The 10,586-nt window shown below is 53.9% G+C and carries 13 protein-coding genes and 1 pseudogene; all 14 read left to right on the plus strand.

All coding sequences use genetic code 11. The features are described from left to right. Nucleotides 1-138 precede the first annotated feature (138 nt). A complete protein-coding gene (locus ACML7B_RS06635) occupies nt 139-1,134 on the plus strand; it encodes a PhoH family protein (protein WP_106788206.1) in 996 nt (331 codons plus the stop codon). Next, nucleotides 1,131-1,625, plus strand: coding sequence for an rRNA maturation RNase YbeY (gene ybeY / locus ACML7B_RS06640; protein ID WP_418540050.1), 495 nt, complete (start codon nt 1,131-1,133; stop codon nt 1,623-1,625). The genes ACML7B_RS06635 and ybeY overlap by 4 nt, the downstream gene beginning before the upstream one ends. A gap of 26 nt (nt 1,626-1,651) precedes the next feature. Continuing rightward, the gene (locus ACML7B_RS06645) at nt 1,652-3,298 is read left to right on the plus strand and encodes a polysaccharide biosynthesis protein (RefSeq protein WP_346708393.1); all 1,647 of its coding nucleotides are present in this window, start codon (nt 1,652-1,654) and stop codon (nt 3,296-3,298) included. A 61-nt stretch (nt 3,299-3,359) separates the two neighbouring features. Then, a complete protein-coding gene (locus tag ACML7B_RS06650) occupies nt 3,360-3,743 on the plus strand; it encodes a hypothetical protein (RefSeq protein ID WP_418540052.1) in 384 nt (127 codons plus the stop codon). Nucleotides 3,744-3,819: 76 nt separating this feature from the next. Then, nucleotides 3,820-4,053, plus strand: coding sequence for a DUF896 domain-containing protein (locus ACML7B_RS06655; RefSeq protein WP_106788202.1), 234 nt, complete (start codon nt 3,820-3,822; stop codon nt 4,051-4,053). Beyond that, a complete protein-coding gene (locus ACML7B_RS06660) occupies nt 4,031-4,594 on the plus strand; it encodes a 5-formyltetrahydrofolate cyclo-ligase (RefSeq protein ID WP_418540053.1) in 564 nt (187 codons plus the stop codon). Before ACML7B_RS06655 ends, ACML7B_RS06660 begins: the two co-directional genes overlap by 23 nt. Continuing rightward, nucleotides 4,575-4,757, plus strand: a complete 183-nt coding sequence (locus tag ACML7B_RS06665) for a DUF4250 domain-containing protein (RefSeq protein WP_418540055.1) — start codon at nt 4,575-4,577, stop codon at nt 4,755-4,757. The genes ACML7B_RS06660 and ACML7B_RS06665 overlap by 20 nt, the downstream gene beginning before the upstream one ends. Before the next feature lie 139 nt (nt 4,758-4,896). Continuing rightward, nucleotides 4,897-6,057 (plus strand): ABC transporter substrate-binding protein, encoded by a 1,161-nt coding sequence (locus tag ACML7B_RS06670; RefSeq protein WP_418540063.1) that lies wholly within the window; start codon nt 4,897-4,899, stop codon nt 6,055-6,057. Between the two features lie 76 nt (nt 6,058-6,133). Then, a complete protein-coding gene (locus ACML7B_RS06675) occupies nt 6,134-7,018 on the plus strand; it encodes a branched-chain amino acid ABC transporter permease (protein ID WP_418540057.1) in 885 nt (294 codons plus the stop codon). Between the two features lie 11 nt (nt 7,019-7,029). After that, complete coding sequence (locus ACML7B_RS06680) at nt 7,030-8,091, plus strand: branched-chain amino acid ABC transporter permease (protein ID WP_106788198.1); 1,062 nt, start codon at nt 7,030-7,032, stop codon at nt 8,089-8,091. 2 nt (nt 8,092-8,093) lie between these two features. After that, on the plus strand, nt 8,094-8,855 hold the full coding sequence (locus ACML7B_RS06685) for an ABC transporter ATP-binding protein (protein ID WP_418540060.1): 762 nt from the start codon (nt 8,094-8,096) through the stop codon (nt 8,853-8,855). A 19-nt stretch (nt 8,856-8,874) separates the two neighbouring features. Further along, nucleotides 8,875-9,579 (plus strand): ABC transporter ATP-binding protein, encoded by a 705-nt coding sequence (locus tag ACML7B_RS06690; protein WP_418540065.1) that lies wholly within the window; start codon nt 8,875-8,877, stop codon nt 9,577-9,579. 11 nt (nt 9,580-9,590) lie between these two features. After that, the gene (locus ACML7B_RS06695) at nt 9,591-10,211 is read left to right on the plus strand and encodes an AAA family ATPase (RefSeq protein WP_418540062.1); all 621 of its coding nucleotides are present in this window, start codon (nt 9,591-9,593) and stop codon (nt 10,209-10,211) included. A gap of 25 nt (nt 10,212-10,236) precedes the next feature. Then, nucleotides 10,237-10,586, plus strand: a pseudogene (locus tag ACML7B_RS06700) (tRNA (N6-isopentenyl adenosine(37)-C2)-methylthiotransferase MiaB); the annotation flags it as partial.

Here is a 10,586-nt window from a genome sequence, read left to right on the forward strand (position 1 = left end):
AGAATGATGTTAAAATATACACAGGGTCCAAGGAGGCCCGGGCACAGGGGACACTGACCGTCCTTATGCCGGTGGGGGAAGCAAAGCCTGCGGTGAAGACCGAGATTCCCCCGCAAGAACAGTCAGGAGAAGATGCAGATGGGAATGATGGAAGCAGTAATTGAGATCCCTGCTGAACATGCGAAGAATCTATTCGGCCAGTTCGATGTTTTTGCCAAGAAGATCGAGCGGGCGTTACATGTCACACTGATCGCAAGAGACGAGAGTGTGAAGATCTTAGGGGACGCAGCTCAGGTGGAACGGGCCAGAAGTGTCCTCTCACAGCTTCTGGAGCTGTCCCGGAGGGGGAATGTGATCCAGGAGCAGAACGTAGACTATACCCTGGCGCTTGCCATGGAAGGCCAGGAGGACTCCGTACTGGAGATTGACCGGGACATTATCTGCCATACTCTTCAGGGGAAACCGATCAAGCCCAAGACTGTAGGACAGAAGAAGTATGTGGACGCCATCCGGCGCCAGATGATCGTCTTCGGCCTGGGGCCTGCCGGAACCGGCAAGACTTATCTTGCCATGGCCATGGCCATCACTGCCTTTCGGAACAACGAGGTGGGGCGGATCATCCTGACCCGTCCGGCTATTGAGGCGGGAGAGAAGCTGGGGTTCCTGCCGGGAGATCTGCAGAGCAAGATCGATCCCTATCTCCGGCCGCTGTATGACGCTTTGTATCAGATCATGGGAGCGGAAAGCTTCCTGAAGAATTCTGAGAAAGGCCTGATCGAGGTGGCGCCCCTTGCCTACATGCGGGGACGTACTCTGGACAATGCATTTATCATCCTGGATGAGGCGCAGAACACCACGCCGGCCCAGATGAAAATGTTCCTTACCAGGATCGGGTTTGGATCCAAGGTGGTCATCACCGGCGACGAGACCCAGAAGGACCTTCCCGCAGGCCAGGTATCCGGCCTGGATGTGGCCACGGCGGTGGTGCAGAAGATCGAGGATATCAGTATCTGCCATCTGACCAGCAAGGACGTGGTACGCCACCCGCTGGTACAGAAGATCGTCAAGGCCTACGAAGAGTATGAGAGCCGTTCGGCAAGAAATAAAAACCGGGGCAGGAGGAAACGTTCATGACCATATATCTGGAAGAAGAGGGGGATCTTAAGCTCCCTGTCGATACAGAAACACTTGCCCGGGAAGCGGCGGAAGCCGCCCTGGATGAGATTGGATGTCCTTATGAAGCAGAGGTAAATCTGCTTCTTACTATGAATGGGCAGATCCGGGAGATGAACCGGGAATTCCGGAACATTGACCGGGCTACAGACGTGCTTTCCTTTCCCATGATCGAATATGAGACCCCGGGGGAGTTTGATTTCCTGGAGGACCGTCCGGACTGTTTTGATCCGGAGACTGGAAGGCTTTTGCTGGGCGACATTGTGATCTCCAAGGAGAAGGTGCTCTCCCAGGCGGAGGAGTACGGCCATGCACCCCGGCGGGAGTATGCGTTCCTTGTGGTCCACTCCATCCTCCATCTGTCCGGCTACGACCATATGGAAGAGGAAGAGCGAAGAGAAATGGAAGCGCTCCAGGAGAAGATCCTGGAGAACCTGCAGATTTTACGATAGATTTACGATAGGATGATAGAAGAAACATGGCAAATTCAAAGCAGACAAGCGGAAAAAGTTTTCTGGTACAGGGTTCCATCCTGGCGGTAGCCGGTGTGATCACCAAGATCATCGGCGCAGTGTACCGCGTGCCTCTGGTCAATATCATGGGCGACACGGGGATGGGCTACTACGGGGTGGCGTTTCAGATCTATGCCATCGCCCTGACTCTTACTTCTTACAGCCTGCCCCTGGCAGTGTCTAAGCTGGTTTCGGCAAGAGTAGCCGTAGGCCAGTACCGGAACGCCTACAAGGTATTCCGGGGCGCCCTGGCTTTCGCCATCACAGTGGGCGGCACGGCGGCGTTGATTATTTTCTTTGGCGCCGGATTTATCGCCTCTGAGCTTATGGCTATGAGCTTAAGCGCCTATGCCCTGCGGGTGCTGGCTCCCTGTATCCTGGTGGTTGCCCTTCTGGGCGTGTTCCGTGGTTTCTTTCAGGGCAACGGATCCATGATCCCAACCGCCTTCTCCCAGGTGCTGGAACAGATCGTCAACGCAGTGGTCAGCGTTCTGGGCGCGTACCTGCTTCTGAAGGCCGGAAGGGCTGCTTCCGACGGGTCCCTGGGCTATGCCTTCGCCGCTGCGGGAGGAACTCTTGGTACTGTGGCGGGAGCCGCCAGCGCCCTGCTGCTTCTGGTGTTTATCTTCTCGGTGTACCGGCGGGTCCTGAAGCGTCAGATGCGGAAAGACCGGACCCGGAAGCGGGAGAGTTATCAGAGGATCTTCAAGATCCTTTTTATCACCATCGCTCCGGTGCTCTTAAGTTCTACCGTCTACAACCTGTGCGGCGTGGTGGACAACGCCATGTTCGGTTCTATCATGTCGGCTCAGGGCTATCAGGAGGCAGAGTACGCCAACTATGTGGGGATCCTGAGCGGAAAATATGATACGGTGATCAATGTGCCGCTGGCTTTCTCCAATGCGCTGGCAACATCTCTGATCCCCAGCCTGGTGGCGGCGGTCAAGGCAGGAAACCGCAAGCAGGTCCACCGGAAGATCGCTCTTTTTGCCAAGTTTGACATGATGATCGCCATCCCCAGCGCCGTTGGACTTCTGGTGCTGGCCCGCCCGGTGCTGGACCTTCTGTTCTTCACGGAAAATAATGCGGAAGCGTCAAGGATCCTCCAGGTGGGAGCCCTTTCGGTGATCTTTTACTGTCTCTCCACAGTGACCAACGCCGTTCTGCAGGGGATGGACCGGATGATGATCCCGGTGCGAAACGCGGCCATTTCCCTGGGGATCCACATTGTGGCGCTGTTTATCATGATGGTGGTCTTTGAATGGGGTGTCTATGCAGTGGTAGTGAGCAAGATCGTCTTTTCCGCCTCCACCTGTATCCTGAATTCCCATTCTCTCCGGGAAGAAGTGGGATATGTGCAGGAACAGCGCAAGACCTTTGTGATCCCGGCGGCAGCCGCAGTGCTGATGGGAGGAGCGGCGCTCCTTGTCCATCTGCTCTTTGAGCTCTTCGTGGGAACCCAGATCGCTACCGTGGTAGCTCTTCTTGTGGCAGTGGCTGTCTACGGGGTGTCCCTGATCCTTCTTGGCGGACTGACAGAGGCAGAGCTTCGGGAAGTACCCAAGGGAACCAAGCTTGTTTCCCTGTGCAAGAAGCTCCATCTGCTTCGTTAGAGTGCAAACGTATATTTGAAGTTCAAAAAGCCAATACTGTACTAAAAAAGGAGTTGTCCTTATGAAGAACAAGTACGGGATTGGCTTTTTTGCTGTCACTATCATTGCTGTCCTTATGATCACCTGCGCCTATCAGTTCACCTTTCAGAAGGCGAAGGAGCGGGCCCAGGCAGAGCAGAAGACAGAAGAAGAGGAAAGAAAAGAGACGGGGGCAGAGGAAGAATCTGTCACTGCGGACGGCGCGGCACTGAAGGAAGACTGCTATTATCTGATGGAAGTCAACGGATATGTGGTGGTCTACTTAAGCGACCGGACGACAGCTTATGAATACACGGATATCCGGTTTGACGAGCTGCCTCCTTCTGTGCGGGAAGAAGTGCGAAACGGCAAATATGTAGAAGGAGAGGCCCAGCTCTACGGGTTCCTGGAAAATTATTCCAGCTAAAAACATAGACTTCCGGGCGTGGATGGTGTAAGATAGAGCGGTAGTTTGACCAATACCGTCAGGAGGGATGAAATACATGGACGAAAAGAAGATCGCCCGCATCAATGAATTGTACCACAAGTCTAAAGCAGAGGGTTTAACCGAGACGGAGCGTAAAGAACAACAGATCCTGAGAAGGGAGTATGTGGAAGCTTTCAAGCAGAGTCTGCGAAGCCAGCTGAACAACATTTCCATCCAGGAGGCGGACGGCAGTATTACCGACCTGGGAAAGAAATTCGGGAACAAAAATGGAAACCAAAGAGCAAATTAGAGAACGGATGAAGGCGGCAAGAGAAGCCCTGGGAGAGAGCGGCCGCCGGGAAGCCGGAAAGGGTGCCACAGAAAGGCTTCTGGCACTTCCGGCCTTCCAGAATGCGTCGGAGATCTACTGCTATCTGGATTTTGGCACAGAAGTCCCCACCGGGGAGATCCTCCGGGAGGCCTGGCGCCGGCACAAACGGGTGTGGGCGCCCCGGGTGCAGGGCCGTCAGATCCGGTTCTACCCGGTCACTTCCACCGGGAAGCTTTATCCCGGCGTCTTCGGGATCCCGGAGCCGGAGGAAGGGATCGAAGGAGCGGGAAGAGAAGGCCTGGCCATCGTGCCGGGTCTTGCTTTTGATGAACACTTGAACCGGCTGGGATACGGCGGCGGGTTTTACGACCGTTTTCTTGCCGGCCATCCGGGACTTTGCCGGGTGGGGCTGGCCTTCGAGTGTCAGATCCTTGCAGAGCTCCCGGTTACGGAGCTGGACTGCCCTATGGATGTGGTGGTGACGGAAAGGAGGAGCATTTATGCAGATGGGACTGCCTAAAGACCCGGTGATGCTGCTGAGTGTGGTGAACACCAAGCTCAGGGATCAGTATCCATCCCTTGAGGCGCTGTGTGAGGATATGCAGGCTGATCAGGAGTGGATCCTGCGCACCCTTAAGGGCATCGATTATGAATACGATGCTTCCAGACACCGTTTTGTCTGAGAGACCTCTGTTTGTAAAAAAATAGAGTGGATTCTAAAAAATGAGCATTTTTAGTTGACAAAGGGGTTTCAGAGGGTTTAATATTGAAAACAATCAGTATAAAAGATATGAGAGGTTCAAAGGAGGAATTATTATGAAAATGAAAAAAGCACTGAGCCTTGTACTTGCGGCTTCCCTGGCGCTTACGTCACTGGCAGCCTGCGGCGGCGGTTCCGATGAGGAACAGGCTTCCAATTCTGATACCTTTAAGATCGGCGGCATTGGACCTACCACAGGTGATGCAGCTGCTTACGGAACAGCCGTACAGAACGGCGCGCAGCTGGCGGTAGATGAGATCAATGAGGCCGGCGGAATCAACGGCAAACAGATCGAGTTCCAGTTTGAGGATGACCAGAACAACTCTGAGAAATCCGTCAACGCGTACAACACTCTGAAGGACTGGGGTATGCAGATGCTGGTTGGTACCGTAACTTCCAACCCCTGTACCGCAGTTGTGAAAGAGACCGCTGAGGACAATATGTTCCAGCTGACTCCTTCCGCTACAGCGGTTGAGAGTATCCAGTATGACAATGCGTTCCGTATCTGCTTCTCTGATCCCAGTCAGGGAACTGCATCCGCGGACTATATCGCAGACAACAAGCTGGCAACCAAGGTTGCAGTAATTTACAACAGCTCTGATGTATATTCTTCCGGTATTTACCAGAACTTTGCCAAAGAAGCAGAGGCTAAGGGACTGGAAGTAGTAGCTGCAGAGGCGTTCACCGCTGACAGCAAGACAGACTTCTCTGTACAGCTGCAGAAGGCCAAGAGCTCCGGCGCTGAGCTGGTATTCCTGCCGATCTACTATCAGGAAGCTTCCCTGATCCTGACTCAGGCAGACAAGATGGGCTTCACACCGAAGTTCTTCGGATGTGACGGTCTGGACGGACTGCTGGATGTAGAAGGATTTGATACTTCTCTTGCAGAAGGTGTTATGCTTCTGACCCCGTTCACCGCTGACGCGGAGGACGAGATGACCCAGACCTTTGTCAAAGCTTATGAAGAGGCCTTTGATATCGCTCCGATCCAGTTCGCAGCTGACGCTTATGACTGTATCTACGCCATCAAGGCAGCTGCTGAGCAGGGAGAGGTTACACCGGATATGAGCGTTTCCGATATGTGTGAAGCGATGAAGACCGCAATGACCGAGATCACCATCGACGGTCTGACCGGAGCAGGCATCACCTGGTCTGCAGACGGCGAGCCTTCCAAGGAAGCAAAAGCTGTAGTGATCAGCAACGGCACTTACGAGGCAATGTAATATCATTTACAAAGGAATCGGAGGGCTGCCTTTGGGCAGCCCTTTCTTAGAGAAAAAGAGATGAGAGGGTGTGTGTATGGATTTTGTATCTTATTTGATCAACGGATTAAGCCTGGGAAGCGTATACGCGATCATCGCCCTTGGATACACCATGGTATACGGCATTGCCAAGATGCTGAACTTTGCTCACGGTGATGTTATCATGATCGGCGCTTATGTGGCGCTGACCTGTATGACCACCTCAGGACTTCCGCCTGTAGCCAGCGTGCTGGCAGCGGTGGTAGCCTGTACCGCTCTGGGTGTATTGATCGAGCGTGTCGCCTACAAACCTCTGCGGAATGCGGCATCCCCGCTGGCTGTACTGATCACGGCCATCGGCGTCAGCTACCTGCTGCAGAACCTGGCGCTTCTGATCTTCGGACCGAACAATCAGTCTTTCCAGACGGTAGTAAGCTGGTCCGGTCTGTCTCTGGCAGGCGGAAAACTGAACATCTCCGGCGAGACCATTGTCACCATCATTGCCTGTATCGTGATCATGGTGGTACTGATGCTCTTCATCCGCAAGTCCAAGGCCGGACAGGCCATGCGCGCCGTGTCCGAGGACAAGGGCGCAGCCCAGCTGATGGGTATCAATGTGAACGGGACTATTGCCCTGACCTTCGCCATCGGCTCCGCCCTGGCGGCCATCGCAGGTGTATTGCTCTGTTCTGCTTATCCCAGCCTGTCCCCCTACACCGGGGCCATGCCGGGTATCAAGGCTTTCGTGGCGGCGGTATTTGGCGGTATCGGCTCCATCCCCGGAGCGTTTATCGGAGGAATCCTTCTGGGTGTGATCGAGATCCTGGCCCGTGCCTATATCTCATCCCAGATGGCGGACGCCATTGTGTTTGCAGTCCTGATCATCGTTCTTCTGGTGAAGCCTACCGGTATCCTGGGCAAGAACATTCAAGAGAAAGTGTAGGTGGGGGGAAGATGTTGAAGAAGATGAAGAAAACGACAAAAAATAATCTGATCACCTACGCAATGGTGATCATTGTATACGTGATCGCCCAGACCATGATCTCAACCGGAAGCATGTCCAGTCTGCTGGAAGGTCTGATGGTGCCCCTTTGCATGTACGCCATCATGGCTGTTTCTCTGAACTTGGTAGTAGGCTTCCTGGGCGAGCTGAGCCTGGGACATGCAGGATTTTTGTGCGTGGGAGCGTTCTCCAGTGCATTTTTCTCAAGATGTACCCAGGATGTGATCACGGCGGCGCCTTTGCGGTTTTTCCTGGCGCTTTTGATCGGAGCCGCCACAGCGGCAGTATTCGGGATCCTGATCGGGATTCCGGCCCTGCGGCTGAAAGGTGACTACCTGGCCATCGTAACCCTGGCTTTTGGCGAGATCATCAAGAACCTGGTAAATGTCCTCTGGATCGGAAAGGACGCCGACGGGTTCCATTTCTCCATGAAGGACGCCATGTCCCTTGACATGGACCTGGAAGGAGACGTGATCATCAACGGACCTCAGGGGATCACAGGGACGCCAACGGATTCTACCTTCCTGATCGGCGTCATCCTCCTTCTGATCACGCTCTTTATTGTGACAAACCTGGTAGATTCCAGAGACGGCCGCGCCATTATGGCCATCCGGGACAACCGGATCGCGGCAGAGTCCGTGGGGATCAATATCACCAAATATAAACTGATGGCATTTACCGTTTCTGCGGCCCTGGCAGGCCTGGCGGGCGTACTGTACTCCCACAACCTGTCCAGTCTTACCGCCACCACGGATAACTTCGGCTACAACATGTCCATCATGATCCTGGTATTCGTAGTGCTGGGCGGCATCGGGAATATCCGGGGCTCCATCATCGCCGCGGTAGTCCTGACTCTGATCCCGGAGCTTTTAAGAGAGCTGTCCGACTACCGGATGCTGATCTACGCCATCGTGCTGATCGTGATGATGCTGTTCAACTGGGCTCCTAAGGCCATCGAGTGGAGAGAGCGGCATCTGGCGTTCCTGAAATTCAGAAAAAAGGAGGTTAACTAACCATGGCTGCATTATTAGATGTAAAAAACCTGGGAATCTCCTTCGGAGGACTGCGGGCGGTGGACAGCTTCGACCTCTCCATTCAGGAGAAGCAGCTCTACGGCCTGATCGGCCCAAACGGCGCCGGCAAGACCACCGTATTCAACCTGCTCACAGGCGTGTATAAACCAGACACCGGCAAGGTGATCCTGGACGGAAAAGATATCACCGGTAAGAAGACTATTGAGGTCAACAAAGAAGGGATCGCCAGAACCTTCCAGAACATCCGGCTCTTCAAAGAGTTGTCTGTTCTGGACAATGTGAAGGTGGGCCTCCACAATCACCATCCTTATTCTGCGGTAACCGGGATCCTGCGGCTGCCGGGCTATAAGAAAGTGGAAAAAGAGATGGATGAGAAGGCTATGGAGATTCTCAAGGTCTTCGGACTGGAGGAAGAAGCCCTGTACAAGGCATCCAACCTTCCTTACGGCAAGCAGCGGAAGCTGGAGATCGCCCGTGCGCTGGCCACAGAGCCGAAGCTTCTGCTTCTGGACGAACCGGCGGCAGGCATGAACCCCAACGAGACGGGAGAACTGATGGATACCATCCGTTTCGTGCGGGATGAATTTAAGATGACCATCCTTCTCATCGAACATGACATGAAACTGGTCAGCGGGATCTGCGAGGAACTTACCGTCTTAAACTTCGGGCAGATCCTGGCGCAGGGAGAGACCAGCGAGGTCTTAAACTCCCCGCAGGTGATCAACGCATATCTGGGAGAATAAGGAGGAAAAGGTTATGGCAATGCTTACGATCAAAGACCTGGAAGTTTACTACGGCGTGATCCAGGCAATCAAAGGAGTTTCCTTCGAAGTCAACCAGGGCGAGGTGATCGCGCTGATCGGAGCCAACGGCGCCGGGAAGACGACTATCCTCCACACCATTACCGGGCTGCTTGCCCCGAAGAACGGTTCTGTGGTATTTGAAGGAAAAGAACTGACGAAAATGCCGGCCCATAAGATCGTGTCTCTTGGCATGGCGCATGTGCCGGAAGGGCGGCGTGTGTTCGCGGACTTAAGTGTCTATGAGAATCTGCGGATGGGCGCTTATACAAGAAAAGACAGAAATGAGATCGAAGAGACGCTGGAGAAGGTATATCAGCGTTTCCCACGGCTCAAAGAGAGAAGAAACCAGATGGCAGGAACCTTAAGCGGCGGCGAGCAGCAGATGCTGGCCATGGGCCGGGCGTTGATGTCCAAGCCCAAGATCCTTCTGATGGACGAGCCTTCCATGGGGCTTTCCCCCATCATGGTAAATGAGATCTTCTCCATCATCCAGGAGGTCAGCGACAGCGGAACTACCGTGCTCCTGGTGGAGCAGAACGCCAAGAAGGCGCTGTCCATCGCGGACCGGGGATATGTTCTGGAGACAGGAAACATCGTACTGGAAGGAAAGGCATCAGATCTTCTGAATAATGATTCCATCAAGAAAGCATATTTAGGTGAATAGGGGGTCGTCTTATGGATAACATTGTAATTACCATCGCCAGACAGTACGGAAGCGGCGGAAAGACCATCGGCGCCATGCTGGCCCGGGATCTTGGGATCAACTGCTACAGCCGGGAGATCCTGAAGATGGCTTCTGAGGAAAGCGGGATCAATGAGCGGCTGTTCGGCCAGGCGGACGAGCGGGTGAAGATCGCCAGCTGGTTCAAGGTGCTGAAAAAGCCTTACGAAGGAGAGCTTCTTCCGCCGGAGAGCAGCGGATTTGTCTCAGACGAGAACCTTTTCAACTACCAGGCTAAAGTGATCAAAGATCTGGCGGAGAAGGAATCCTGCGTGATCGTGGGACGGTGCGCGGACTTCGTGCTGAAGGATTATCCCAATGTGATGAGCGTATTTATCCACGCAGACAAGGATTTCTGCATGGAGCGATCCCTGGAGCGCAACAGCATGACCCGCCCGGAGATGGAGCGGTTCATTGAGAAGACGGACAAATACCGGGGAGATTTCTACCGGTACTATACCGGGCATCAGTGGGAGGACGCCAGAAACTACGACCTGTGCCTGAACAGCGGAAAACTTGGCTTTGAGAAATGTGTCGAGGCCATCAAGGGCTATATGAAGGTCCGGTTTGAATAATCGAAAGACAGGAACCAACATGCATATGCTTGAGAACATACCGGCAAAAGAGCCGGAGAGACAGTATTATTTCATAGAGAAAGCCAGAGAACTGGTGCAGGAGAGAAAGGAGACGCTTGGGCGTCCCCTTTCTTATCACGTGATCACGTTCGGCTGCCAGATGAACGCCAGGGATTCGGAGAAACTTAGAGGGATCCTGGAATCTGTAGGCTATGAGGAGGCCCCGGAAGACCGGGCGGATTTTGTGATCTACAACACCTGTACCGTACGGGAGAACGCCAATACCAGGCTTTACGGGCGGCTGGGGCAGCAAAAACCCCGGAAGAAAAAGAACCCTCATATGATGATCGCCCTGTGCGGCTGCATGATGCAGGA

This window comes from Massilistercora timonensis, assembly GCF_048354975.1.
Lineage (GTDB): Bacteria > Bacillota > Clostridia > Lachnospirales > Lachnospiraceae > Massilistercora > Massilistercora timonensis.

Excerpts from the sequence above, each read along its gene's own strand:
- ACML7B_RS06635 (WP_106788206.1), top strand. The coding sequence starts at position 139 with ATGGGAATGATGGAAGCAGTAATTGAGATCCCTGCTGAACATGCGAAG.
- ybeY (WP_418540050.1), top strand. The coding sequence starts at position 1,131 with ATGACCATATATCTGGAAGAAGAGGGGGATCTTAAGCTCCCTGTCGAT.
- ACML7B_RS06645 (WP_346708393.1), top strand. The coding sequence starts at position 1,652 with ATGGCAAATTCAAAGCAGACAAGCGGAAAAAGTTTTCTGGTACAGGGT.
- ACML7B_RS06650 (WP_418540052.1), top strand. The coding sequence starts at position 3,360 with ATGAAGAACAAGTACGGGATTGGCTTTTTTGCTGTCACTATCATTGCT.
- ACML7B_RS06655 (WP_106788202.1), top strand. The coding sequence starts at position 3,820 with ATGGACGAAAAGAAGATCGCCCGCATCAATGAATTGTACCACAAGTCT.
- ACML7B_RS06660 (WP_418540053.1), top strand. The coding sequence starts at position 4,031 with ATGGAAACCAAAGAGCAAATTAGAGAACGGATGAAGGCGGCAAGAGAA.
- ACML7B_RS06665 (WP_418540055.1), top strand. The coding sequence starts at position 4,575 with ATGCAGATGGGACTGCCTAAAGACCCGGTGATGCTGCTGAGTGTGGTG.
- ACML7B_RS06670 (WP_418540063.1), top strand. The coding sequence starts at position 4,897 with ATGAAAAAAGCACTGAGCCTTGTACTTGCGGCTTCCCTGGCGCTTACG.
- ACML7B_RS06675 (WP_418540057.1), top strand. The coding sequence starts at position 6,134 with ATGGATTTTGTATCTTATTTGATCAACGGATTAAGCCTGGGAAGCGTA.
- ACML7B_RS06680 (WP_106788198.1), top strand. The coding sequence starts at position 7,030 with ATGTTGAAGAAGATGAAGAAAACGACAAAAAATAATCTGATCACCTAC.
- ACML7B_RS06685 (WP_418540060.1), top strand. The coding sequence starts at position 8,094 with ATGGCTGCATTATTAGATGTAAAAAACCTGGGAATCTCCTTCGGAGGA.
- ACML7B_RS06690 (WP_418540065.1), top strand. The coding sequence starts at position 8,875 with ATGCTTACGATCAAAGACCTGGAAGTTTACTACGGCGTGATCCAGGCA.
- ACML7B_RS06695 (WP_418540062.1), top strand. The coding sequence starts at position 9,591 with ATGGATAACATTGTAATTACCATCGCCAGACAGTACGGAAGCGGCGGA.